Source organism: Streptomyces sp. NPDC020996, from assembly GCF_040641355.1.
Classification (GTDB): Bacteria; Actinomycetota; Actinomycetes; order Streptomycetales; family Streptomycetaceae; genus Streptomyces.
Genome location: NZ_JBFADM010000013.1, coordinates 1 through 24,477, shown reverse-complemented (window position 1 = coordinate 24,477; position 24,477 = coordinate 1). Strand labels below are relative to the sequence as shown.

General features: G+C 73.3%; 25 protein-coding genes. 13 read left to right on the top strand and 12 right to left on the bottom strand.

Annotated elements, in window-relative coordinates:
• The gene (locus tag AB0G63_RS12260) at nt 1-453 is read right to left on the bottom strand and encodes a cyclic nucleotide-binding domain-containing protein (protein WP_360748324.1); all 453 of its coding nucleotides are present in this window, start codon (nt 451-453) and stop codon (nt 1-3) included.
• Between the two features lie 328 nt (nt 454-781).
• Nucleotides 782-1,003, bottom strand: a complete 222-nt coding sequence (locus tag AB0G63_RS12255; RefSeq protein WP_360748321.1) for a hypothetical protein — start codon at nt 1,001-1,003, stop codon at nt 782-784.
• 151 nt (nt 1,004-1,154) lie between these two features.
• Between AB0G63_RS12255 and AB0G63_RS12250 the strand changes: the two genes are divergently transcribed.
• From AB0G63_RS12250 to AB0G63_RS12225, 6 genes are all read left to right on the top strand, one after another.
• Entirely contained in the window at nt 1,155-1,598 is a 444-nt protein-coding gene (locus tag AB0G63_RS12250) for an ATP-binding protein (protein ID WP_360748318.1), read from the top strand.
• A gap of 170 nt (nt 1,599-1,768) precedes the next feature.
• A complete protein-coding gene (locus AB0G63_RS12245) occupies nt 1,769-2,626 on the top strand; it encodes a SigB/SigF/SigG family RNA polymerase sigma factor (protein WP_360748315.1) in 858 nt (285 codons plus the stop codon).
• Nucleotides 2,627-2,724: 98 nt separating this feature from the next.
• The gene (locus AB0G63_RS12240) at nt 2,725-2,958 is read left to right on the top strand and encodes a DUF5133 domain-containing protein (RefSeq protein WP_360748312.1); all 234 of its coding nucleotides are present in this window, start codon (nt 2,725-2,727) and stop codon (nt 2,956-2,958) included.
• 136 nt (nt 2,959-3,094) lie between these two features.
• Nucleotides 3,095-3,961, top strand: coding sequence for an ANTAR domain-containing protein (locus AB0G63_RS12235; RefSeq protein ID WP_360748309.1), 867 nt, complete (start codon nt 3,095-3,097; stop codon nt 3,959-3,961).
• A 104-nt stretch (nt 3,962-4,065) separates the two neighbouring features.
• Nucleotides 4,066-4,911, top strand: a complete 846-nt coding sequence (locus tag AB0G63_RS12230) for a DUF1206 domain-containing protein (RefSeq protein WP_360748306.1) — start codon at nt 4,066-4,068, stop codon at nt 4,909-4,911.
• A gap of 28 nt (nt 4,912-4,939) precedes the next feature.
• Complete coding sequence (locus tag AB0G63_RS12225; RefSeq protein ID WP_360748303.1) at nt 4,940-5,371, top strand: hypothetical protein; 432 nt, start codon at nt 4,940-4,942, stop codon at nt 5,369-5,371.
• Between the two features lie 60 nt (nt 5,372-5,431).
• Here the strand turns inward: AB0G63_RS12225 and AB0G63_RS12220 are convergent, their stop codons facing one another.
• From AB0G63_RS12220 to AB0G63_RS12210, 3 genes are all read right to left on the bottom strand, one after another.
• Complete coding sequence (locus AB0G63_RS12220; protein WP_360748300.1) at nt 5,432-7,672, bottom strand: FUSC family protein; 2,241 nt, start codon at nt 7,670-7,672, stop codon at nt 5,432-5,434.
• A gap of 68 nt (nt 7,673-7,740) precedes the next feature.
• Complete coding sequence (locus AB0G63_RS12215; RefSeq protein WP_360748297.1) at nt 7,741-9,117, bottom strand: NAD(P)/FAD-dependent oxidoreductase; 1,377 nt, start codon at nt 9,115-9,117, stop codon at nt 7,741-7,743.
• 206 nt (nt 9,118-9,323) lie between these two features.
• Nucleotides 9,324-10,496, bottom strand: coding sequence for a PP2C family protein-serine/threonine phosphatase (locus tag AB0G63_RS12210; protein WP_360748294.1), 1,173 nt, complete (start codon nt 10,494-10,496; stop codon nt 9,324-9,326).
• Nucleotides 10,497-10,694: 198 nt separating this feature from the next.
• Here AB0G63_RS12210 and AB0G63_RS12205 point away from each other — a divergent pair, with 198 nt between their 5' ends.
• Nucleotides 10,695-11,126 carry a MarR family transcriptional regulator gene (locus tag AB0G63_RS12205; RefSeq protein WP_360748291.1) on the top strand — a complete coding sequence of 144 codons (432 nt, stop codon included), beginning with the start codon at nt 10,695-10,697 and terminating at the stop codon, nt 11,124-11,126.
• 145 nt (nt 11,127-11,271) lie between these two features.
• Here the strand turns inward: AB0G63_RS12205 and AB0G63_RS12200 are convergent, their stop codons facing one another.
• Complete coding sequence (locus AB0G63_RS12200) at nt 11,272-11,664, bottom strand: STAS domain-containing protein (RefSeq protein WP_360748659.1); 393 nt, start codon at nt 11,662-11,664, stop codon at nt 11,272-11,274.
• A 437-nt stretch (nt 11,665-12,101) separates the two neighbouring features.
• Between AB0G63_RS12200 and AB0G63_RS12195 the strand changes: the two genes are divergently transcribed.
• The 5 genes from AB0G63_RS12195 to AB0G63_RS12175 all read left to right on the top strand — a co-directional run bounded on the left by AB0G63_RS12195 (nt 12,102) and on the right by AB0G63_RS12175 (nt 16,138).
• Entirely contained in the window at nt 12,102-13,685 is a 1,584-nt protein-coding gene (locus AB0G63_RS12195; RefSeq protein ID WP_360748657.1) for a PP2C family protein-serine/threonine phosphatase, read from the top strand.
• Nucleotides 13,682-14,791 (top strand): cobalamin-dependent protein, encoded by a 1,110-nt coding sequence (locus tag AB0G63_RS12190; protein WP_360748288.1) that lies wholly within the window; start codon nt 13,682-13,684, stop codon nt 14,789-14,791. The genes AB0G63_RS12195 and AB0G63_RS12190 overlap by 4 nt, the downstream gene beginning before the upstream one ends.
• Nucleotides 14,788-15,171 carry an STAS domain-containing protein gene (locus tag AB0G63_RS12185; RefSeq protein ID WP_360748286.1) on the top strand — a complete coding sequence of 128 codons (384 nt, stop codon included), beginning with the start codon at nt 14,788-14,790 and terminating at the stop codon, nt 15,169-15,171. Before AB0G63_RS12190 ends, AB0G63_RS12185 begins: the two co-directional genes overlap by 4 nt.
• Nucleotides 15,172-15,293: 122 nt before the next feature.
• A complete protein-coding gene (locus AB0G63_RS12180) occupies nt 15,294-15,674 on the top strand; it encodes a PRC-barrel domain containing protein (protein WP_360748283.1) in 381 nt (126 codons plus the stop codon).
• A gap of 65 nt (nt 15,675-15,739) precedes the next feature.
• A complete protein-coding gene (locus AB0G63_RS12175) occupies nt 15,740-16,138 on the top strand; it encodes an ATP-binding protein (protein ID WP_360748654.1) in 399 nt (132 codons plus the stop codon).
• A gap of 18 nt (nt 16,139-16,156) precedes the next feature.
• Here AB0G63_RS12175 and AB0G63_RS12170 read toward each other — a convergent pair whose 3' ends face one another.
• Entirely contained in the window at nt 16,157-16,591 is a 435-nt protein-coding gene (locus tag AB0G63_RS12170; protein WP_360748280.1) for an ATP-binding protein, read from the bottom strand.
• Nucleotides 16,592-16,748: 157 nt separating this feature from the next.
• Entirely contained in the window at nt 16,749-18,653 is a 1,905-nt protein-coding gene (locus tag AB0G63_RS12165; protein ID WP_360748277.1) for an AMP-dependent synthetase/ligase, read from the bottom strand.
• Between the two features lie 150 nt (nt 18,654-18,803).
• Here AB0G63_RS12165 and AB0G63_RS12160 point away from each other — a divergent pair, with 150 nt between their 5' ends.
• Nucleotides 18,804-19,037 carry a DUF6480 family protein gene (locus tag AB0G63_RS12160; RefSeq protein ID WP_360748274.1) on the top strand — a complete coding sequence of 78 codons (234 nt, stop codon included), beginning with the start codon at nt 18,804-18,806 and terminating at the stop codon, nt 19,035-19,037.
• On the opposite strand, the gene AB0G63_RS12155 is transcribed toward AB0G63_RS12160, so the two are convergent.
• From AB0G63_RS12155 to AB0G63_RS12140, 4 genes are all read right to left on the bottom strand, one after another.
• The gene (locus AB0G63_RS12155) at nt 19,013-20,149 is read right to left on the bottom strand and encodes a glutamate--cysteine ligase (protein ID WP_360748271.1); all 1,137 of its coding nucleotides are present in this window, start codon (nt 20,147-20,149) and stop codon (nt 19,013-19,015) included. The two genes, AB0G63_RS12160 and AB0G63_RS12155, sit on opposite strands and share 25 nt — an antisense overlap.
• 102 nt (nt 20,150-20,251) lie before the next feature.
• Nucleotides 20,252-22,459 (bottom strand): 1,4-alpha-glucan branching enzyme, encoded by a 2,208-nt coding sequence (gene glgB / locus AB0G63_RS12150; RefSeq protein ID WP_360748268.1) that lies wholly within the window; start codon nt 22,457-22,459, stop codon nt 20,252-20,254.
• A gap of 4 nt (nt 22,460-22,463) precedes the next feature.
• Nucleotides 22,464-23,819 (bottom strand): maltokinase, encoded by a 1,356-nt coding sequence (locus AB0G63_RS12145; protein ID WP_360748265.1) that lies wholly within the window; start codon nt 23,817-23,819, stop codon nt 22,464-22,466.
• Between the two features lie 28 nt (nt 23,820-23,847).
• Nucleotides 23,848-24,477, bottom strand: a 630-nt coding sequence (locus AB0G63_RS12140; protein WP_360748263.1) for an alpha-glucosidase C-terminal domain-containing protein, incomplete at its 5' end; no start/stop codon positions are given.

Genomic DNA, 24,477 nt, shown 5'->3' with positions numbered 1-24,477 from the left:
CTACAGCGGACTGCGGCGGTGGGTCGCGTACTCCATGAGCTTGACCCGGGTCGTCTCCAGCCGGTGCGCGAGGATCTCGGCGATGCCGCGCACCAGGATCAGCCCGAGTCGCGGATCCTCCTCGCACAGCCGCAGCACCGCGGCCGCGTCGAACTCGTAGGCGCGCACCGGGCTGAAGGCCTGGGCGCCGAAGTCCCATTGGTACGGCGGGAACAGCCAGGACCAGCCCAGCAGATCGCCCGTGCCGAGGCTCGCCACGGTCACCCGTTGCAGCGCGTTGATCCGCTGGTCCAGGGTGACCGCGCCCGAGCGGATGACCCAGAAGCGGTCGGCCCGGCCCCCGGCCTCGAAGATCCGGGCGTCCTCGGGGAAGGACACCTCGTGCGCGAGGTCCATCAGGCGCTGGCGCTGGGGCGGGGGGAGGACGGTCAGCAGCTTGATCGCTTTGGTCATGAGGCGGGGCTCCTCGCCGGCATGGGTTTCCGGTGTTTCCCTATGCCCATTTCAGCCGCTGCGCGGACGCGGAGCACCTCGGAGGACGGCGATTGTCACCGGAAATCGCCGGCCTCGTCCCGGCGCAGGAAAAAGCCCTGGCTGGACGGGGGAAACCAGCCAGGGCCGCAAACGGTGGCGCCGGAGGACAGTACGGTCCACTCCGTCACCACGTATGGGTGAACCGTAAACCGTCCTTCGGCAAAATGCGTACCGAAAAGCCGGTCACGTGACCTGTTTCACTCTCCGACGCTCCAGCGGGCCGGTGCGGAGGGTCTTTCAGAAACGGTCAGTGCGGCTCGGTGTGCCTGCCCGGGGTGAGGATCTCGTCCAGCACCCGGAGCACGGTCTCGTAGGCCAGGGTGCGGACGGCGGCGTCGCGCGCCGCCTGCGGGTCGCTCGCCGTCAGATCGTCGCTCCGGGTCCGCCACGTCCGGTGCTCCTCCCGCGCGCAGGCCCGCGCCCGCTGCAGCCGCCTCAGCAGTTCGTCCGAGTGCACGACATCGCCCATGAAGTCCGCGTACCCCCGCTGAGCCGCTCGATGGCCGGCGGTGGATGTCCGGGAGGGGGAGGTTTGGCATGGCTTGCGGAGGTCAGCCGGTTGTAGAGACCTGTCCTGACCGAAAAGAGTGCCAGCGTCCTCAACCCCAGGGAGTCAGGCGATGTGCGACGAGAGCAGGACCGACACCGTCCCCGGACTGCCGGGCGTCGGCCGCGGCGCGGCGCGGCGGGCCGGCCGACCGGACGAAGCGCGCCGGGCCGTGCGGCGAGCGGTCGCCGAACGGTGCCGCGCCCTGCACCGGCCGTGCGACGCCGACGCCCTGTCCGACGCGCTGCTGGTCGTCTCCGAGCTGACGACCAACGCCATCCTGCACGGTGGCGGCATCACGGATTTCCGGGTCGACGTGGTCGGTCCCGACGTACGCGTGTCGGTCAGCGACCGCAGCGACGCGCTGCCCGCCGTCGCGGAGCCCGTCGACCCCCAGGGGCGCCAGCGGCTCGGCGGCCGCGGCTGGCCCATCGTCTGCCGGCTGGCACGCGACGTGCACGTGTCCGGGCTGCCGTCGGGAGGCAAATGCATCACCGCCCTGGTTCCGCTTTTGTGAACTTCGCGGCGTTGCGGAGTTTGTCACCGCGAACGCAGGGCAGACGGAGGTTCGTGCTTCGGACCGGAGGCGCGCCAGCGGGAGCCCGTGCGGCTGTCCGGTGCCTTGCGCGTCCGGACGGCGGTGTGTTCCCGCGGTTCCCTGAAAAGACCGTTCAGGAGCGATTCCGCATGCTGACCGACACCAACCGTCCCGGCACGAACGTCCGTTCGAAAGCCTCTTCAGTACGGCGTCATGACGACGCACCCGACACCGCCGAACTGTTCGCCCGCTTCGCGGCCCTGGACGACGGCCCCGAGCGCGAGGCGATCCGTGACCGGCTCGTCACGGCCTGGCTGCCCATGGCCCACCGCATCGCGAGCCGATTCCGCGACCGCGGTGAGTCGGTCGAGGACCTGCGCCAGGTCGCCGCGCTCGGTCTGGTGAAGGCCATCGACCGCTTCGACCCCGAGCGCGGCGCGTTCGAGAGCTACGCCGTGCCCACCATCACCGGCGAGGTCAAGCGCCACTTCCGTGACCGGATGTGGGCCCTCCGCGTGCCCCGCCGGGTGCAGGAACTGCGCAACAAGGTGCGCGTGGCCCGCCGCGAGCTGACCCAGACGCCGGGCAGTCCCGAGCCCTCCACCGCCGACATCGCCGCCCACACCGGCCTCACCGAGGACGAGGTGGCCGCCGGACTGGAGGCGCTGGAGAGCTTCAGCACCCTGTCGCTGGACGCCGAGCTGTCGGCCGACGAGGACGGCTACAGCCTCGCCGACACCCTCGGCGGCCCCGACGGCTCCTACGACGTGGTGATCGACCGCGAGTCCGCCAAGGAAGGTCTGCGCCGCCTGCCCGAGCGCGAGCGCACCATCCTCTACATGCGCTTCTTCGAGGACATGACACAAAGCCGCATCGCCGACCAGCTCGGCATCTCCCAGATGCACGTCTCCCGTCTCATCAGCCGCAGCTGCGCCCAGGTGCGCGAAGAGGTCCTGGGCCAACGGCGGGCGCGCGGGCGGAGCGCCGGACAGCGGCCCGCGGCGTGAGCGGCGCCCCGGCACCCCGGGACCCCGGCGGCCCGGCCACGGCCCCGAGGACCGCCGCTTCCCCTCCCCGTTCCCCTGGTGAAAGAGGAAACCCGACGATGCTCGTCCCCCACCCCACCGTCCTGCGCAAGCTCGTCGACGAGTACGAGGCCCTGCTGGCCGAGGAGACCCGGACCGGCACCGGCCGACCGGACCGGCGGGCCCAGGACGTCGCCTACACCCTCTGCGTGTCCACCGGCACCCGGGACGTGAGACACGCCCTGGAAGCCGCCCGGCGCCTGCTGGCGGCCGAGACCCGGCCCCGGCCCACCGCGGTACCGTTGGCCGAATGATCATCGCCCGTGTCCCCGGGGCTCAGGTGGACACCGGCCCCGTGTTCCTGAACGATCCGGACAGTGATGCCGCAGTCGCCACGCGGTCTCGGTACGCGGGCGTGAACGGACGGCTGACCGGAGACGAGGTAACCGCGTGACGGAGACGGGACGGGAGGCGGCGGACCACGCCGCGGGGTACGGAGAACTGGAGCGGCTGCGCGCCGAGCTGCGCGACGTGCGCGCCAGGCTCCGCGTCCGGCCGATGATCTCCCAGGTCCAGGGAATCCTCCAGGAACGCTACGCCCTGCCCGACGGGGAGAGCGCGTTCGCGCTCATGCAGCGCGCCTCCCAGCGCTACAACATCAGGCTGCGCACGCTGGCGGACACCGTGCTCGCGGTACCCCGCCCCGACCCCGGCGCGGACTTGTGGTTCCCGCGGCGCTCCCGATCGCCGCAGCCGGCGCTGCGCTTCCCGGAGGCGCGCCGCACCGGAGCCGAGAACCGCGGCGCCGTCCTGAGCGCCGTGCTCAGTCAGGCGCTCGCCGTGGCCGGCACCGACATGGGCAACGTACAGGTGGTCGACCGGGCCATGGGCGGCCTGCGCATCGAGAAGCACACCGGCCTCAGCGCGGACTTCGTCGACTTCTTCGGGTACGTCGGAGACGACGGCACGGCCTGCGCCGAGGCCGCCCGGAACGTCACCCAGGTCACCGTCCGGGACGTGCAGACGGACCCGGTGTTCACCGAGCCGGCCCGCGAGGCCATCCTCGCGGCCGGCAGCAGGGCCTGCCACAGCACGCCGCTGACCACGGATTCGGGCCTCTGCCTGGGCATGGTCTCCGCCCACTTCGAGCGTCCCATCGAGGGACTCACCGAGACACAGCTCAAGGCCCTGGACGTGATGGGCGCCGAGGCCGGCCGCTGGCTCGCCTGGCACGACCGCACCGTCGTCCTGGACGCCCTGGAACACCTGCACGCCCTCGGCCGAGTGCACCGGGGCAGGCGCATCCAGCGGTCCTGACCGGCCTGACCGGCATGACCGCCCTCGGACGCACGACCGGCACGGCCGGCCTCGGACGGGCGTGCCCGGGCGCAGCCGGGGCATCCGCATCCCGGGAGGTCCACATGAACCCGACTGCCATGGCCCGCACCGGCCGGTACGAAGCCGAACGAGCGGCTCGCGGCTCGCTGACGGACACCGCCGCCCGCGCCGGACTCACCGCGCGGGGCGTCATCTATTTCCTCGTGGGCCTGATCGCGCTGCAGATCGCCTTCGGCGAGGACGAACACCGGCAGGCCGACCGCGGCGGCGCGCTCGCCGAACTCGCGCGGCAGCCCTTCGGCGCCGTCCTGCTGTGGGCGCTGGGCCTCGGACTGGCCGGCATGGCGCTGTGGCGGCTGTCGGAGGCGCTGTTCGGCTCGGCCGGGCCGGACGGACGCAAGGCCCGCAAGCGGCTGCTGGCCGCCGTCCGGTGCGTCTTCTACGCCTTCGTCGCCTGGTCCGTGCTGAACTTCGCGGCGAGCCCGCACGGCGACTCCGGCAGCGGATCGAGCGACCGGCAGTCCCGCGACGTCACCGCGAGGGTCCTCGACCTGCCGGCCGGACAGTGGATCGTCGGCGCCGTGGGAGCCGGGGTCGCCGCGGGGGGCGTGTGGATCGGCGTCCAGGCCCTGCGCCGCAAGTACCGCAAGCAGCTCAAGCTCGCGACGATGGCCCCCTGGGCCCGGCGGCTGACGGACGTGACGGGCGTCGTGGGCGGTGCGGCCCGCGGTCTGGTGTTCGCGGCGGCCGGCGCCTTCGCGGTGCGCGCGGCTGTCGACTACCGGCCCGACAGGGCCAAGGGGCTGGACGACACGCTGCGCTCCTTCGCCCACACCCCGCTCGGACCGTGGCTGCTCGCCTGCGTGGCCGGCGGTCTCGTCCTGTTCGGGGGGTTCTCCTTCGCCATGGCCCGCTGGCGCCGCGTCTGAGCGGCCGCGAGAAGGGAACCCGAATCCCATGAACGAATCCGAGCTGCCGCCCGAAGGCCGGCCCGTCGACGTCTACCTGGGCCTCCTGCGGACCCGGATGGACACCGAGGACTACCGGGCCGTGCTCAGCCTCGTCGAACCCGTCCTGCGGGCGATCGAGGAGGAACGCCTGCCCACGCTCGACTTCGCGCTCGACGCGGAGCGGACCCAGGGCGTGTCGCAGGAAGTCCGCGACGAGGCCGCCCTGGTCATCGCCACCGCCGTCACCGGCCGCCTCGACAACGAGGTCGTCGAGATCGACATGGCGGAGACCGGCCCGATCAGGGTGGTCACCGACGCGGACACCGCCGCCGATCCGGTCCGGCTCGGCGAGATCGCCGACTACATCCGGCAGCGCCACCACGAGAACGAAGAACTGCGCGGCATCGCGGAGGCGAGCGGGCTGCCCACCGACTTCTGAGGCGGGCCCCGCCGGCCTCGGAGTTCCGCGGCCGTTCACCGCCTCCGGTTCCGGAGCCGGTCAGCGCCCCGGCGCGGCCACCGGCACCCTCAACGGCCGGGCCAGGCCCAGGACCGCCTCGTCGAGCCGCTGCAGGTGCCGGAGCACCCGGTCGGTGACGCGTCCGTAGCGCGGGGTGCCGGGCACGTCCGGCTCCAGCAGGGAGGCGATGGTCGGCCCCGTCGTGACCCGCCCCGCGGCCCGCTCGTCCGTGACGTGCGCGGAGATCGTCGCGATGTTGGCCAGGATGCGCTGCCCCGCCCGGCGCAGCCGGGGGTCCGCCGCGATCGAGGGGTGGGTGGGCAGCAGCTCGGCCGTCGCGGCCAGCGAGCGGGCGTGGTAGGCACAGGTCTCCAGGAGCGCGACCACATAGCGGGCGTTGTCGCGCCGGCCCCGCATCGGCGTGCCGCGGTGGGTGAGCGGCTGGGTCGCCGCCCGCAGGTCGGCCAGCGCCCGGTCCAGCTCGCGGGCCTGGTCGAGCAGATCGGCCGGCGGCCCGCCGCTGAGCTGGTCCACGGCCGACCCGGTGACCTCCGCGAGCCGCTCCAGGGCGGCCACCAGCAGTTCGCTGGTACGGCGGTCGGTGTGCACCGGCAGCACGAACGCCGCCGCGATGATCCCGCAGGCCGCGCCGAGCGCCGTCTCCTCCACCCGCAGCACCAGCACCGACAGGCTGTAGGTGTGCAGCAGCGTGTACAGCAGTCCGAGGGCCGCCGTGACGAAGAACGACATCAGCGTGTACGACAGCGGCGCCGTGTAGAACATCGCGAAGACGCACACCAGCACCAGCGCGAACGCCGTCCAGGTGTGGTGGCCCACCAGCCCCGCCAGCAGCAGACCGGCCACGACGCCGAGCACCGTGCCCACCAGCCGCCGGTAGCCCTTGACCAGGATCTCGCCCGTGGAGGCGGTGTTGATGAACACGATCCAGCAGGTCAGCACCGCCCAGTACCAGCGCTGGCTGGAGAGGAACTCCCCGCCGACGATCGCCAGCGACGACCCCACCGCCACCTGCACGGCGGCCCGGGTGGTCGGCCGGCGCAGCCCCTCCGGCTCCCGGCCGGACGGCTCCTCGCCCGCGTCGATCGCCGCGTTCTCCGCGTCCAGCTCCTCCCGGGAGCGGGCCGTGGAGGGGCTGTCGTCCGACTCGTCCTGCGGCCCGTCGAGCGCCACCCGCAGCCCCAGCACCGCGCGAGCCGCCTCGCCGACGCCCCGGAAGACGTCCTGGACGGCGGGCGGCGCCTTCGGCAGGTTCTCCCCGTCCCGGTAGCCCAGCAGCCGGTTGCGTACGTACGCCACCCCGGCGCCGCCGGCCGCGGCGGGCCGCAGCACCAGCAGCCGCAGCGCCCGCAGGTCCCGGCGCAGCGCGGCGGTCACCTCGTCCCGCACGGGCAGCGGGCCGCCCGGCGGCGCGGGCGCGCCGGGCAGGTGCAGGGTGAGCGTGTTCGCCCGCTCGGCGCTGCGCGCGGTCAGCAGCAGCAGGCCGAGGCGCTCGGCGGCGATCTCGGCGTCCGCCACCCGGCGCTGCACCAGCCGCGCCACGGACTCGTCGGCGGTGCCCTCCTCGAGCCGGCCCTGGATCATCAGGGCCGTCTCGTGCAGGCGCGCGGTGCCCGCCCGGACGTCCGCCAGCGCCTTGTCGGTCTCGTCGCTCCCGGCATCCAGGAGATCCAGCTGAGCCGACACCAACCGGGCCAGCCGGGCCCGGAAGGCGTCGCGCAGCCGGTCGAGGACGGCCGCCGGCTTCTCCGGCACGAGGACGAAACGCACCAGGGCGCTGCTCGTGACGGCGACGGCGACCACGCCGTACAGCTGGGGCAGCATGTGCGGGGTGGCGCCGACGAAGAGCGACAGGAAGTACATCTGGAAGCCGATCAGGCCCAGCGTGGTGCCCCGGTCGCCGTACCGGCGGCCGTAGACGGCGCAGAAGATGAGCACGACGAAGACGATGTCGCCGGCGACCACCCGGGCGTGCAGCAGCGCCGCCAGCGTCAGTGAGGCCAGCGCCACCGGCAGCCCGAGGGCGAGCGTGACCGCCTGCCGCGCGCGCTGCTTCTCCCGGATGGCGAAGGTGAAGACCATCGCCGCGACGGCCCCCGCGACCAGATGCGGCACGTCGGCCCGCAGCAGGGCGAGCACGGACACGGTGAGCGCGATGGCGCCCACCGTGCGCAGGCCCGCGGCAAGGCGCAGCAGTCCCGGGTCCCACGCCGCGACGCGATCCCGCAGCCGTGCCCGGACCGGCCCTCCCGCTTCCCTCACGCCGCCGTACTCACTCCCGCCTCACGTCGAGATCCGGGATCCAGCATGGCATGCCGGGACCGCGGCTCTCACGTCCCCCTGTGCCCGGCGGCCTCGACGTGCGCCCGCACCTGCTCCGGCGTCAGGTAGGAGTCGGTGTACTCGAAGTCCTTCAGCTTGGCGGGCTTGCGGGCCTGGAAGCCGGTGCGCACGAAGTCGTCGCCGGCGACGGCGTTGAGGGTCCAGTTCGTCGCCACCCGGACCTTGGCGACGTTGGTGCGCATCGCCCACCAGTGGTAGCCGCGGGCGGCGAACTGGGCGGGCAGTCCGTGCAGCTCGAGGCCGAGCGGCTTGGCGACGGCGTCGTGGCCGCCGAGGTCGACGACGAGACCGAGGTCCTGGTGGGCGTACGGCTGCATCGGCTGGTTGCGCAGCGTCGCGATGACGTTGTCGGCGACCCGCTTGCCCTGGCGGGTGGCGTGCTGCGCGGTGGGCGGGCAGATCGCCTCCGGGTGGCCCTTGACCTCGTCGGGCACCGCGGCGGCGTCGCCCAGGGCGAAGACGCCGTCGTGGCCGGGCAGGCACATCTGAGCGGTGACCGCGAGCCGCCCGCGCACCGTCTCCGCGCCGAGCGTGGCGATGAGCGGGCTCGCCGCCACGCCGGCGGTCCAGATCAGGGTGCGGGTGGGCACCACCCGGCCGTCGGTGAAGGTGACCTCCTCCGGGCCCGCCTTGGCGATGGAGACGCCCAGCGAGACCTCGATGCCGCGCCGGCGCAGGATCTCCTGCGCGCTGCGGCCCAGCTTCTCGCCCAGTTCCGGCATCAGCTTCGGGGCGATGTCGATCAGATGCCACTTGATCAGCGCCGGGTCGATTCGGGGGTAGCGCTTGGCCGCGGCGTGCGTGAGGCGCTGCAGGCAGGCGGCGGTCTCGGTGCCGGCGTACCCGGCGCCGACGACCACGAACGTCAGCCGCGACGCGCGCTCGGCCGGGTCCCCGCTGGCGTCGGCCAGGTCGAGCTGGGAGATGACGTGGTCGCGGATGTAGGCCGCCTCCGCGAGGGTCTTCATGCCGAAGGCGTGCTCGGTGAGCCCGGGGATGTCGAAGGTGCGGGTGACGCTGCCGGGCGCCAGCACGATGTAGTCGTACGGCTCGTTGACCGTCCGGTCGGTGATGGTGCGGATGACGCAGACCTTCGCCTCGAGGTCCACGCCGATGGCGCCGCCCGGGATGATCCGGGTGCGGTACCTCTTGCTGCGGCGCAGCGACACGGCGATCGACTGGGGGGTCAGCACGCCGGAGGCGACCTGGGGCAGCAGCGGCAGATAGAGCTGGTAGGCGACCGGTGTCACCAGGGTGACGTCGGCCTCGCCGGGCGCGAGTCTGCGTTCCAGGCGGCGTACACAATCCACACCGGCGAAACCTGCGCCGACCACCAGGATCCTGGGTCGTGTCACGGTGTTCATCCCTTTCTGCGGCTCCAGGCGGTCTGTGTCCAACGCCCTTCGCGTGCCCTGGATCTGTGCGAGCACCACATTCGATCCCACCGCGCATCGGGCCGTTCCGCCAGCCGGGCACGACCGGCAGACGAACGCGTCGGCCTCCACGATGCCCGCCGACGCCGGGAAAAGCACCGCCCAGGAGCGGATGAAAACGACATTCCGTCCGACGGTCAGGCCGTCTGCCGCGCCCCGAACCAGTCCAGGCAGGCCACCAGCGCGTCGTCTTCCGGCTCGGGGGAGCCGCGGTGGCCGCTGAGCTCCCTGATGACCGCGGCCGGGACGTCGGCCGCCGGCAGCAGGCGGGTGGCCGTGACGGCCCGGCTCAGGGCGTGCTCGCCGTAGCGCTCGCCGCCCGGAGCGGCCACCGCGTGGACCCCGTCGCTGACGAAGACGAGCCGGTCGCCCGGCCGCAGCCGGAACTCCTGGGCCGCGTAGTCGGTCTCCTCGAACATGCCCAGCGGCAGCTGCGCCTCGAAGTCGACGGCGGAGACGGTCCGGTCGCGCAGCCGCAGCATCCGCGGCGAACCCGCGTCCACGACCTGCATCCGGCCGGTGGACAGTTCGAGGTCCAGCAGCAGCACGGACAGGTAGGCGTCGCCCCGGTACTGGGCGTAGATCGCCTGGTCGGCCAGGGCGGCCTGGTCGGCGATGGGGATGCCGGCGCGCCGCGCGTTGCGCAGCGCGTTGATGCCGAGGTTGGTCAGCAGCGATGCCCCGATCCCCTGGCCCATGCCGTTGGTGATGTACAGCAGCAGGCGGTCCGCGGTCGCGGACCAGTCGAAGTTGTCGCCGAAGATCGCGTAGGCGGGTTCCAGCTGGGCGCCGAGGGCGTACTCCGGCTGCGCACAGGACCGGGCGGGCAGCAGCTGCCACTGCATCTCCGCGGCGAGCGTGAGCCGGTCGGTCCGGCGGGCCCGCTGGTACATGTCGGTGTCGCGCTCGGCCACCACCACCTCGTGGCCGAGGACCTGCGCCACCTCGGCCAGCTCCGGGACGTCGGCCCGGTCCCAGGCCGCGCGGTCCATGGTGACGGACAGCACACCGAGGCGGTCGCCGCGCACGCTGACCGGAAGGTGGAGGCGCACCCGGCCGTCGCCGCGCTCCTCGGCGAACGGCTCCTGAGACCCGAAGGCGCGCCCGGCGGGACTGCTGTGCACGGGCAGCGGCTCCGGGCGCCCCGCCGCGGGGGTCACCGGCTGGAGCACGGTCAGCCCGTAGTCGGCCATGAGGAACTCCACGACGTCCGCGCCGTACTGACTGCGCAGCACCTCGTGGACGGCGTCCGGCAGCTGATGCGGAGCCGCGCGGCGCAGGGCCCGCTCGGCGGCCACGAATCTGTTCACGTCGTCGGTCACACCATTCCGTGTGGGGGAGCGGCGCCGCGTCGGAGGGGCCGCGGCGGCCACTGCTGTCCGTTGTGGTCCACGTCCGCGCCGCCGGGCCGGGCGAGGCGGCGAGCTGACAGGGATCGCGAAGCCTGCGAGAGTGGCGGGGTGACGTCCTCGTACCAGCGCCCACGGCCCCAGGAGGCGGCGGCGTGCGTGACCTCGAAGGCCGCGGAGCTGCTCGAGGTCCTGTGGGGTCGTGCCTCGACGGCGCCGGTCTCCGCCTCGCAGCTGCGTGTCCTGTTCATCCTCGAACACAATGAGGGCATCAACCTGCGCACGCTCGCCGACGCGCTGGGCTCCACGCCCCCGTCGACCAGCCGGCTGTGCGACCGGCTGCAGGCCGTGGGCTTCATGGAGCGCAGGGCTTCCGTCACGAGCCGGCGGGAGCTGCGGCTGTACCTCAGCCGCCGGGGGCGGGCGTACCTGGCCGACCTGCGGGCCCGGCGTGAAGGCGCCGTGCTCTCCGTGCTGGAGCAGATGCCGGCCGCCCAGCGTTCGGCGCTGCAGCAGGGCCTTGAGGCCTTCTGCGCGGCCGCGGCGGCCCAGATACACGGCGACGGCGAGCCGGCCGCCCGCACGGCCTGACCTCCCGCCGCGGCCGGACGTGCCCGGTCCGCCGCGGAGGCGCCGCCGGGCCCGCGGCGGCGGGCGCGGACGGTCGTCACCGGCCCTCGCATCCTCGATCCCTCTCCGGTCCCTCGCAGCTGCCCGGCCCCTTCCGGATCCCGCTTCAGCGGCCTTCCTCCCCGGGCGTCCCGTCGTGCCTGTCGACGCGGTCGAGCGCCTCCTCGACACTCTCCGACACCGGCACCGTGATGCTCACTCCCGTCAGGTCCAGGATGCGCCGCACGGCGGGCGTCGGCGAGATGATGTGCACGCTTCCGGGCAGCTCACGGGCCTCCTGGTACACGCGCAGGATGATGTTCATCCCCGAGGAGTCCATGAACGGCACGTCGGAGAGATCGAGCAGGAAATGGCGTCGGCCGTGGTGCAGCTGATTGGCCAGATGATGCTGGAACTCCGTCGCGGTGTCGATGTCCAAGTAACCCTTGACCGCGAGCAGTGCGACGTCCGTCCGGGGCAGGCTGACGTCGACGGACAAGGGATTCTGGGCGATGGACACGTGTACCTCCAACGAATATGACGGCCAGGGCTGGTTACCCGCATGGGCCGACGCGATGCACACCGGCTCGGCGGCGTTGCGCGACCGGGTGCGCGTGACCGCGTCATGCCCCTCACCTGCGACGCGCCGTGCGCGCCGCGCCTCGGCGTTTACCCCCGAATCGGCACCCCATGCACACCCCATGCACACCCCGCGCACGAGCCGCCCGCTCGTCCGACGGAAGGGAACCGGCATGCGGTAGCTCACCCTCGGTCCCCTTGCCCTCCCGGCGCCCGGCGCGAGAGAGTTGCCAGAAGGAAACAGTTCCTCCCCTTCCGGAAGGCGGTGGGCGCGCGGAAGCGTGCCTTGCTTTGGACACACCCCGCTACGCCCCCACCGACCCGAGCGGCCCCGGCCTCGCCCCCGACGCCGCCTGGGGCGCCGCACCGTGCCCCGTACTGGTCGCCGGCCCCCGCGGCGACGTGCTCGGCCTGAACCCCGCGGCCGCCGCCCTGCTCCCGGACGCGGTGCGCGGCGCGCCTCTCAGAGACGTGGTCCCGGCGTGGATCGCCGACGCCCACGAACGGATCGCGCTTCCCCCCGCCGCCTGTGGCACGGCCCGGCCGCAGGCGGAGCACGGCAGCCTCGGCGACCGTACGTTCGCAGCCCACGGCAGCCGCACCGCGGACGGCAACGTCACCTGGTGGCTGCTGGAGGACACCGACCGCCGCCAGGCCGAGGCCGCGCTCGACAGCGAACGCAAGCGCACCGCCTTCCTGGCCGGCGCCTCCAGCGCGCTGCTCGCCTCACTGAACCTGGAACGCTGCATGGAGGTCACCGCCTCCCTGGCCGCCGAACACCTGGCGGAGGCGGCCGTCGTCGTCGCCCCGCCCCGAGGACGCAGGTTCCCCGTCACGCACTGCCGCTCCGGCGACCGCCCGGTCCACCGGCTGGTGGAGGCGCGGCCCGCCGAGGTCCCGGGACTCGGCGAGGCGCTGCGCGGCTTCCCGCCGGTGCCGTCGCGCTGGATCGACCCGGCCGCCATCCCCGACTGGCTCGTCCCCGACGGCTTTCCCGGGGACGTCGGCTCGGCGGTCGTCACCCCGCTGCCCGGCCACGGCGTCCCGGCCGGCGCGCTGGTGCTGCTGCGTTCCCGCGAGGACCGGGCCTTCTCCGAGAGCGAAGAGGTCTTCGCCCGGCTGTTCGCGGCCCGCGCCGGAGCGGCGATGTCGGCGGCCCGCATGTACGCGGAGCAGGCCGCCATCACCACCACCCTGATGCGGGAACTGCTGCCGCCGCCGCTGCGCGAGGTGCACGGCGTGGAGTTCGCGGGGTCCTACCGGCCGTCCCTGGAGAGCGAACACGTCGGCGGCGACTTCTACGACGTCCATCCGGGAGCGGACGCCGAACAGGAGACGCTGGTGGTCCTGGGCGACGTGTGCGGCAAGGGCCTGGAGGCGGCCGTCCTCACGGGCAAGATCCGCAACACGGTGCAGGCCCTGCTGCCGCTGGCCGGCGACCACCAGAGGCTGCTCGACCTGCTCAACGGCGCCCTGATCAACTCCCACCACACCCGGTTCGCCACCCTGCTGCTGGTCTCCGTCGCCCGCCGCGGCCGGCACGTGCACCTGCGCGTCACCAGCGCCGGGCACCCGCCCCCGCTGATCGTGCGGGACGACGGCAGCGTGGAGAAGGTCGCCACCCGGGGGACGCTGGTGGGCGTCTTCCCGGACATCACCTCCGTCACCGCCCACGTGGAGCTGTCCCCCGGCGAGACGTGCCTGCTGTTCACGGACGGCGTCACGGAGGCGCGCGGCGGCCCGCTGGGCGAGGAGATGTTCGGCACCGAGCGCATCGAGGAGGCCCTGGCCCACTGCGCGGGCATGCCCGCCGAGGCGGCCGTCTCGCACGTGCGGATGCTGGCCGAGCAGTGGGTGGGGCACGGGCGGTACGACGACATGGCCCTGGTGGCCGTGACCGCGCCGCACCACGCCCACCTCAGCGCGGTACACGGCCGTACTCGGGGCAGGTACACCGCATGACCCTTCACCACGACGCCCCGCCGGGGCACCACCGGCTCGAGGACGTCCGAGAGCGCCTGTGGGAGGCCGTCCGCGCCGGAGACGAGTACCGGGCCTCCGCCGCCGTCCTCGACGCCGTCGACTCCGGGATGGACGCCGAGACCGCGCTGCTGGACGTGATCGCGGTCGTCCAGGCCCGGGTGGGCGCCGAATGGGCGGCGAACCGGCTCACCGTGGCCCGGGAACACGCCGCCACCGCCATCCACGAGCGGGTCATCGCCGCCCTCGCCCACCACCCCGGCCACCGCGCCGCCGAACCCGGCGGCCCCCGCGTCACCGTCGCCTGCGTGGACGGGGAGTGGCACGCGCTGCCCGCCCGGCTGCTGGCGGAGGTGCTGCGGCTGCGCGGCTGGCGGGTCGACTTCCTCGGCGCGCACGTGCCGACCCCGCACCTCATCGCCCACCTGCACCAGACGGGCCCCCGGGCCGTCGCGCTGTCGTCCACCTTCTTCAGCAACCTGCCCACGGCCCACGCCGCCGTCACGGCCTGCCAGGCGGCCGGGGTGCCGGTGATCGCGGGCGGCACGGCCTTCGGACCCGACGGGCGGTACGCCCGTGCCCTGGGCGCCGACGCCTGGGCGCCCGACGCCCGCGAGGGCGCCGCCGTCCTGGAGCGCGGCCTGACCCGGACCGGGGACGGAGCCGTCGACCAGCCGGTGGACTGCCTGCCCCACCTCGCCGACCAGGAATACACCATGGTGGTCGGCAACCGGCAGCAGCTGGTGAAGGAGACGCTCGCGCAGCTCGAGGACCGCTTCCCGCCGCTGCGCGACTACACCGACCGGCAGCGGCAGCGCACCGCCGAGGACGTCGCCCACATCCTCGACCATCTGGCCGTGGCGCTCTACGTCGACGACCCTGACGCCTTCCGCCGGTTCCTGACCTGGACGGCCGACGTCCTCGCGGCCCGCGACGTGCCGGCCCGCTCGCTCGACCCCGCCCTCGAACTGCTGAGCCGACAACTGCGGGACTTCCCGCGCGCCCGCCGCACGCTAGGGTCGGGGCGGGACGCCCTCGCCGACCATCTCCGAGCATCGAACACCCCGCGACCAGGACAACCCGTATGACCATCTCGCAGCAGCCGTCCTTCGAGCTCACCGTCGAGCACGGACCCGATGCGGCCGTCGTCCGCGTCGACGGCGAACTCGACTACGACACCCACGCCGAACTGGTGGACGCCGTCACGTCGTTGCTCACCCCGTCAGAGACGGCGCCGGCCCTGCTGCGCCTGGACTTCACGGGCCTGCGCCACATCGACTCCTCGGGGCTCGCCGCCCTGCTGCTGATCCGGCGCCGCACGGACGGGAAGGGGGTCCGCCTGCGCCTGGAGAACCGCCCCGCCCTGCTGGACCGGGTCCTCGAGATGACCGGCACCCTCGACCACCTGGTGGCCCCCGCGCAGGACGCGCAGGACATCGGCGGGCAGGGCCGCCCCGGGACGGGCTGAGGGCCGCCCGGCGCCGAATGCGGGGCGGCAAGCCGGGTAACCGCTGCTGTGGAGCCTCCGGACGCCACCCTTTCGTTCCCGCGTCCGAGGCTTCGCCATCCGACGGGGAAGGAAGGAGCGGCGTGACCAACCGCAGCATCTGGGCGTACGCGCCGGGGGGCGGCCCTGCGCCGGGGCAGGACCTCACCGGCTACACCGTCGACGCCGAGGACGGCACGATCGGACACGTGGACCGGGAGGCCGAGCACGCGGGCATGCGGCACCTGGTCGTCGACACGGGCGTCTGGGTCTTCGGACGGAGCGCGGTCGTCCCGGCCGGCGCCGTCACCGGCATCGACACCGGGCACCGCAAGATCACCGTGGCCTGCAGCCGGGCGGAGGTGAAGGCCGCGCCCCGGTTCCGCACCGACAGCGAGACCATGGACCCCGCCTACCTGACGACGGTGGGCCGCTACTACGAGAGTCTGCCGCCGCGGACGCCCGGAGCGGTGACGGAGCCGTGAGGCAGGCCGACCGGTCGCCCCGGCGCGGCGACCGCACCTCCGACAAGGCGCCGGTCGGCCGGCAGGTGACGACCGCGGCGGCGGCGCGGGCGCATGCCCGGTCGGTGGTGCGGGAGCAGTGGGAGTCGGCGGCGCGCACGGCACGCGAGGAGGACGTCATCGACCTCCTCCTCGTGGTGTCGGAGCTCGTCACCAACGCCATCCGGCACGGTGACGGACTGGCCGGGTTCGACGCCGTGGCCGTCCCCGAGGGGGTACGGCTCACCGTGCACGACAACAGCGACGTGGTGCCGGGCGTCGCCTACGGCTCCGGCGCCCTGCCGGCCGGCCACCACGGCAGCGGGTACGGCTGGCCGCTGATCATCCGCCTGGCGCGGGACATCGTCATCGAGACGCGCGACGGGGGCGGCAAGACCATCAGCGTGCTGGTGCCGCTGCGTGCCGTGCCCGGGCCGTCGCGGTGAACCGGCGGAGCCGTCGGCTCACCAGGGCAGGAAGAGGTGGATGTCCTTCCCGCCGCCGTTCGTGATCACGCTGACCTGGTCGCACAGGGCGTGGATCAGGTGCCAGCCGATTCCGCCGCCGCCCCCGCTCGGGTCGAAGGGGCGCGGTGCCGGGGGCGTGGTGTTGGTGTCGCGCACCACCACGTGCACGCCGTCGAACGTCCTGCGCAGGTGCAGCTCGAACGGCCCGGGGGCGTACTGCACGGCGTTCGCCGCCAGTTCCGAGACGACCAGCAGTATGTCGTCCCAGTGCTCGGGCGCCGCCGGTGGCGTCACCCGCGCGAGATCGTCGAGAAACCGCTCCGCCTCCAGGCGGGCGTCCGTCACGTTGCGCGGCTCACCCGGGAAACGGACGGTGCAGTGCGGAATGTCCTCGGAAGTCAGGGTTCCGTCCCTACGCGGCTCGGCTGTCATGGTCCCTTCCGCCCGGTGTCGACGGCGGTGTCGTCGTGGCTCACATGTCCCTACCGTGTCCTAAGTTCCCGGGCGGCCGGGGCCTACTCATACCGGCACCTGGGACAGCCGTCACGGTCGCGGGACCGGCGGGCCGCCGGCCGGAGGGACCGCGCCGTCAGCGGAAGACGTTGTCCGCCTCGTCCCACCTCGACAGCTCGTCCGGCCCGCTCTGCCTCGGGGACCGCGAACGGGCCTGGTACATCGCGTCGATCTCCAGCGCGTAGTGCCGCACGATGGCGTCCCTGCGCAGCTTCATGGAAGGCGTCAGCAACCCGTTGGACTGGTCGAACGGTTCGGCCAGCACCCGGAAGACCCTGATCGACTCCGAGCGCGACACCGTGCTGTTGGCGGCGGCGACGGCCCGGGCGATCTCCTCGCGCAGCGTGTTCTCCTCCCGGGCCTCGCGGCTCGGCGTGTCGCGCTGCAGGGCCAGCGAGCCGCGCCAGAACGCCAGGAAGTCCGGGTCCAGCGTGATCAGGGCCCCGACACAGGGCCGGTTGTCGCCCACGACGACCGCCTGGTGGATCAGCGGGTGCATCCGCAGCCGCTGCTCCAGGGCGGCCGGCGCGACGCTCTTGCCGCTGCTGGTGATGACGATGTCCTTCTTGCGGCCGGTGATCGTCAGATAGCCCTCGGAGTCCAGCCGCCCCAGGTCGCCGGTGGCCAGCCAGCCGCCGCGCAGCACGGCCCGGGTCGCGGCCTCGTCGTTGATGTAGCCCTGGAACACCGACGGCCCGCGCACCAGGATCTCCCCGTCGTCGGCGACCATGACGTCGGTGCCGGGCAGGGCCTGCCCGACCGTCCCGGTCTTCTCCCGGCCCACCGGCTGCGCGGTGATGCCGCCGCTGGTCTCCGTCAGCCCGTAGCCGTCGTTGACGTAGATGCCGATTCCCTCGTAGAAGAAGGACAGTTCACGGCTCAGGGGCGAGCCGCCGGAGGTCGCCCGGCACACCCGGCCGCCGAGCGCGGCGCGCAGCTTGCGGTAGACCGTCCGCTCGTACAGGGCGTGCTGCAGCCGCAGATCGAATCCCGGCCCGGGCCCCTCGCCCAGCCGCTGCCGCTCCTGCGCCGCCGCGAAGTCCCGCGCGGTCTCCGCGGCCCGTTCGAACAGCGTGCCGCGGCCCGCCTCCTGCGAGGCGCGCAGGAAGTTCTTGTAGATCTTCTCGAAGATCGACGGCACGGCGCACAGGTACGTGGGCCGGAAGGAGCGCAGGCTCGCCGCCAGCGCCGCCTCGCTCATGTCGGGCTCGTGGCCCATCACCATGCCGCCGCGCACGCACAGGCTCTGCACCAGCATCCCGTACACATGGGAGAAGGGCAGGAAGGCGAGCACGGACGGCTGCTCGCCGGGCGGGGCGACGGTGTGCCGCCAGCCCTTGATCAGCACGTCGCAGGAGGCGGCCAGGCTGCGGTGGGTGAGCGCGCACCCCATCGGGTGGCCGGTGGTGCCGGAGGTGTAGGCGATGATGGCCGTGGAGTCCGGCAGCACGATACGGCGCAGCGAGTCGACCGTGGTCGTCGGGATGAACGCGCCGCGCGCCACCAGGTCCTGCAACGCGCCCGCGTCCAGCTGCCACACGTGCCGCAGCCGCGGCAGCGAGCCGCACACCGAGCCGACCGTCATCACGGCCTGCTCGTCCTCCACGACGACCGCCACGCAGCCGGCGTCGCGCAGGATCCACGCCACCTGCTCGCGCGAGGAGGTCGGGTAGATCGGCACGAGCTCGGCGCCGACGGCCCACAGCGCGTGGCTGAGCACCGTCCACTCGTAACGGGTGCGCGCCATGATCGCCACGCGGTGGCCGGGCGTGATGCCGGAGGCGATCAGGCCCTTGGCGAGCTCCACCACCTCGTCACGCACCTGTACGGCGGTCACCTCCTGCCAGGCGTGCGAGGCGGGGGTGGGCCGGCGGGCGAGCAGGGGCAGTGCGGGATTCTGGGCCGCCACGTCGAAGACGCTGTCGGCGAGCCCGCCGGTCAGGGGCGAGACGGTGGGGGGAGCGAGGGCGAAGTCGCGCATGCGCTGCTCCTGACGTGTACGAAGTGTGACACCGCCGACGAGAACTGTTATCGGCGGTGCTCGAATGTAGCCGAGGCAGCGTCGATCGGTGTCCGGAACAGGCAACTCGGCGGGTTGATGATCCCGGCCCGTTGTGGGGACCCGGGGCACATGAGTCATACCAACCCCGATCCCGAGCCCGAGCGCACCACCGGTCTGGAGCCGGGCGGCGGCGTCCCGCCGGGGGAGACCCCGCCCGCGGAGTCCAGCATGCCCGGGGCCGGCCCTCGCGAGACGTACAACCCGACGAAGGGATGGGCCAAGGGACCCCTGATCCTGATCCTCGGCCTCGTCGTCCTGTGCGCCGCGTTCTTCCTGGCCTACGCCCTCGTGCTGCTGCTGTGACCGGTACGGCGAGGACCGTGCGGCTCACCCTGGGTGAGGCGCACGCACTCGGCGACGACCTCCCGCAGGCTTCCCGTCCGCTCCAGCAACTGCCGCTGGACGCGGGCGCCGTTGCCGTGCTCCAGCAGGCCGGAGACGGTGTCGTGGACGCGCTCCAGGTCGCCGGCGTCCGCGAGCGCCTCGCCGACGTGGTCGAGCAGGGCGCGCACCACCGCGTCCGCCGGCATCCGCCGCATGGTCACGGGGTGCAGCAGTTCGTCCTCCAGACCGGACCGGGCCGCCCGCCAGGCGGCCAGCCGCAGCAGGCTCACGCTGTGCTCCAGCGGCGGCCGGCCCTCCCGCCACTCCCGCGCGGCCGTCTCGACCAGGCCGCGGGCCAGGGCGGCGACGAGCAGGGCGGTGTCGGCGCGCAGGCACACGTCCGCGACCCGGATCTCGACCGTCGGGTACCGCGAGGACAGCCGCGCGTCGAAGTAGATCATCCCGTCGTCGAGGAGGACGCCCGTGGCGACCATGTCGGCGACCGTGCGGTGATAGCGCTCGGCGGAACCGAACACCTCGGTGGGGCCCGCCGACGGCCACCGCTGCCACACCCGGCTGCGGTAGCTGCTGTAACTGGTGTCCTTGCCCTGCCAGAACGGGGAGTTGGCGCTCAGCGCCGCCAGCGTGGACAGCCACGGCCGGATCCGGTCGACGACCGCGACGGCCTCGTCGTCCGACTCCACCGACACGTGCACATGACAGCCCAGCACGAGCTGCTCCTGGGTGGCGATGCCGTACTGCTCCGCCATCCACCGGTAGCGCCGGCCCACCCCGACCTTCGGGCTCACCGGCAGCGGGGAGGTGGCGAGGGCCGCGACGGCGCAGCCGATCTCCCCGGCGTGCCGGGCGGCCTCACCGCGGCAGCGCACGATCTCCGCCCCGAGGTCCGCCATCCGCGCCTGCGGACGCGTGGCGAACTCCAGCATCTGGTTGTGCAGCTCCTTCTCGAAGACCTCCCCCTCCGCGTCGTCCCGCGCGGCGCGGGCGAGCACCGCCGCGGACAGCGCCCTTGGTTCACCCGTCTCCGGGTCGACGAGGAGGAGTTCCTCCTCCACTCCGACGGTGCGCACGTGATCTCGCCCTTCTCCGGCCCTGGATGGCGTACGACTCCGAATGCCCTGGAAGAGCGGTCGGACACCTGCCCGGGTCCCACGCCCGGGCTCACGCGGGGCCTACGCCGGAAGGGGTGACAGCCAGATCGTGGCGAGGGGCGGCAGGGTGAGCCGGATGCGGCCCTCTTCCGGCTGGGCGGGACCGGGGTTGGTGACGTCACTGCCGCCGTACCCGGCGGCGTCGGTGTTGAGGATCTCGTACCAGGCGGGTACGTCGTCGCCGACGCCGAGGTGGTAGTCGTGCCGGACGACGGGGGAGAAGTTGGAGACCGCGAGCAGCGGGCCGCCGTCGGCGTCGAACCGCAGGAACGCGAAGACGTTGTCCTCGGCGGCGTCGCACGCCACCCACCGGAAACCCGCCGGGTCGCTGTCGCGCTGCCACAGCGCGGGGGTGCGGCGGTAGACGGTGTTGAGGTCGCGGACCAGGTCGCGCACGCCCCGGTGGTCGGCCTCGGCGCCGTAGCCCGCATCGAGCAGCCACCAGTCCGGGCCGTGCGTCTCGGACCACTCGCCGCCCTGCGCGAACTCCTGCCCCATGAAGAGCAGTTGCTTGCCCGGGTGGGCCCACATGAAGCCGAGGTAGGCGCGGTGGTTCGCGCGCTGCTGCCACCAGTCGCCGGGCATCTTCGACACCAGGGCCTGCTTGCCGTGCACGACCTCGTCGTGGGAGATGGGCAGCACGTAGTTCTCGCTGTAGGCGTACACCATCGAGAAGGTCATCTCGTTGTGGTGGTACTTGCGGTGCACCGGCTCGTGCTGGATGTAGCCGAGCGAGTCGTGCATCCAGCCCATGTTCCACTTCAGCCCGAACCCCAGCCCGCCGCTGTCGGTGGGGCGGGTCACCCCGTCCCAGGCGGTGGACTCCTCGGCGATGGTCACCACGCCGGGCGCCCGCCGGTACACGGTGGCGTTCATCTCCTGCAGGAACGCCACCGCGTCCAGATCCTCCCGGCCGCCGTGCACGTTCGGGGCCCACTGGCCGGAGTCGCGCGAGTAGTCGAGGTAGAGCATGGAGGCGACCGCGTCCACCCGCAGGCCGTCGATGTGGAACTCCTCGCACCAGTAAACGGCGTTGGCGACGAGGAAGTTGCGCACTTCGGTGCGCCCGAAGTCGAACTCGTAGGTCCCCCAGTCCGGGTGCTCGGCGCGCCGCGTGTCACCGGGCTCGTACAGCGGGTCCCCGTCGAAACGGGCCAGCGCCCAGTCGTCCTTGGGGAAGTGGGCCGGCACCCAGTCCATGATCACGCCGATCCCGGCCCGGTGCAGGGCGTCGACCAGGTACCGGAAGTCGTCCGGGGTGCCCAGCCGCGCGGTCGGCGCGTAGTAGGACGTCACCTGGTAGCCCCAGGACGGCCCGAAGGGGTGCTCGGCGACCGGCATCAGCTCGACGTGGGTGAAGCCGAGGTCCCTCACGTAGCCGGGCAGCTGCTCGGCCAGCTGACGATACGTCAGTCCCAGTCGCCAGGAGGGCAGATGGACCTCGTAGACGGAGAACGGCGCCTCGTGCACCGGCGTCCGGCCGCGCCGGGCCATCCACTCGGCGTCGCCCCACTCGTGGTGCGCGGCCGTCACTATCGACGCCGTCGCGGGCGGCTCCTCCGTCCGGCGCGCCATCGGGTCGGCCTTCAGGAACCGGCCGCCGTAGCGGGAGGTGATCTCGAACTTGTAGCGCGCGCCCTCCCCGATGCCCGGCAGGAACAGCTCCCACACCCCCGACGCGCCCAGGGACCGCATCGGCAGCGCGGTCCCGTCCCAGAACGTGAAGTCCCCGGCGACGCGCACGCCCTGGGCGTTCGGCGCCCACACGGTGAACCGGGTGCCGCTCACCCCCTGGTGGGTCATCGGCTCGGCGCCCAGCGCCTGCCACAGCTGCTCGTGCCGGCCCTCGCGGATGAGGTGCAGGTCGAACTCGCCGAGCGCGGGCAGGAAGCGGTACGGGTCCTCCGTCTCGTGCTCCCCTTCCGCGTACGTCACCACGAGGGTGTACGCGGGGAGCGTGCCGAGCGGCAGCACGCCGGAGAACAGGCCGTCGCCCTCCGACGCCAGCCGGTGGCGCCGCCCGTCGACGACGACGCTCACGGCGCGGGCGTAGGGGCGCAGGGCCCGGAAGGCGGTCCCGCCCGGGACGGGATGGGCGCCGAGCAGCGCGTGCGGGTCGTGGTGCCGGCCGGTGAGCAGCCGCTCGCGGTCGGCCGGGTCCAGGGGCGGGGCCGCCCGGCGGGGGACGGGTCCGGCCGCCTCCGGCGGCGAGGTGTCGCGCAGGGCCATGGTGTCAGCCTCCTCTCACGGCGAGACGTTCGATCGCCGCCATCGGTACGGGGAGCCAGTCGGGTCGGTGCCGGGCCTCGTACAGGACCTCGTAGACGGCGCGGTCCGTCTCGTAGGCCCGCAGCAGGCCGTGCTTCTTGCGCGGGTCCCATCCGGCGCGGGAGGCGTAGCCCGCGCAGTAGGCCTCGCGGCAGCGGCGCGCCCACTCGGGGCGCCAGGGGCGGCGCTGGCGGGCCGCGTAGTCGAAGGAACGCAGCATCCCGGCGATGTCGCGCACCGGGGACCGGGTGCCGCGCCGTTCGTCGAGCGGACGGGACGGCTCGCCCTCGAAGTCGATGACGAACCAGTCCCGGCCGGCCCGCAGCACCTGCCCCAGGTGCAGGTCGCCGTGGACGCGCTGGGCGGGCGGTCCGGGATCGCAGGCGACGAGCGCGCCGAAGGCGGTCCGCAGGCCGGGCACGTAGGGGCGCAGCGCCGGGACGCAGTGCGCGGCGGCGTCCAGCCGCTCGGCCATCGCCGCAGCCGTGCGTGCGTTCTCCTCGTGCGGCCCCGCGGGGAAGGCGGAGGCGAGCGCGAGGTGCACCTCGGCGGTGGCCTGCCCCAGCTGGTGGGCCTCGGTCGTGAAGTCGCCGCCGGACGCGAGTGCCTGCAGGGCCAGCGTCCAGCCGTCGGAGGCGTTGCGCAGGAACGGCTGGAGCACGCCCAGCGTCGCCTCCTCGGGGTGCGTCGTGCGCAGCCACGCGACCGGCGCCGGGACCCGCCCGCACCCCTGCGCGGCCAGCGCGCCCGGCACCTCCAGGTCGGGGTTGACGCCGGGCTGGATGCGCCGGAAGACCTTCAGGATGAACTCGTCGCCGTACACCAGCGAGGAGTTGGACTGCTCGGCTTCCAGGACGCGCGGGACCAGCCCGGCGGGCACCTCGACGGACGGGTCGGTCTCGAAGCTGAGCGGCCCCGCCGTGCCGGGCCGGCGCAGCCGCTCCAGGAGCAGTTGCGCCGACCGGGGGTCCTGGAGGGCGTCGTACACCGCGAGCCCGGCCAGCGGGCCCTGCTCGGCCCTGCCAATCAGGGCGCGGCCGAGGCGCGGGGCGGGGTGCTGCCGCACGCCGAGCAGCAGCTGGTAGCAGTCGCCGGCCGGGTCGCCGCCGGGGCCGGGCACGCCGGTGTGGCCGGCGTGCACCAGCAGGTGCAGACAGCCCGTGAACAGTTCGGTCATGGACAGCAGGCCGAGGTCCGTGACGGGCCGGTCCTTGCCGGCGAACCAGCGCTGCCGCGGCAGCCAATCGCGCAGCAGCCCGGCCAGTGAGGCCATGGGCCCGGCGCCGACGGTTCTCGGGCGCGGGGAAACGGTCTTCGTCATGACGGCGCGTCCTTTCCTCGGCACATGGTCAAGGCCGTCGGCCGATGCGGGAGGCCACCCGGGTGAGCCGGAACCAGTAGAAGCCGTACCCGGCGAGGGTGAGCAGGTACGGGAGTTCACCGATGGCCGGGAAGCGCACCCCGCCGATCAGCTCGACCGGGTGGCGTCCGTCGTAGACGCGCAGGTCGAGTTCGGTGGGCTGGGCGAACCGGGAGAAGTTGTTCACGCACAGCACGAGGTCGTCCTCGTACTCGCGCAGGAAGGCCAGCACCGCCGGGTTGGAGGACGGCAGCTCCCGGTAGGAGCCGAGGCCGAAGGCACGGTTCTGCTTGCGGATCTCGATCATGCGGCGGGTCCAGTGCAGCAGCGAGGACGGCGACGCCATCGACGCCTCCACGTTGGTGACCTGGTACCCGTAGACCGGGTCCATGATCGTGGGCAGATACAGCCGGCCCGGGTCGCAGGACGAGAATCCGGCGTTGCGGTCGGGGGTCCACTGCATCGGGGTGCGGACGGCGTCGCGGTCGCCGAGCCAGATGTTGTCGCCCATGCCGATCTCGTCACCGTAGTAGAGGATCGGGCTGCCGGGCAGGGACAGCAGCAGGGCGGTGAAGAGTTCGATCTGGTTGCGGTCGTTGTCCAGGAGCGGGGCGAGGCG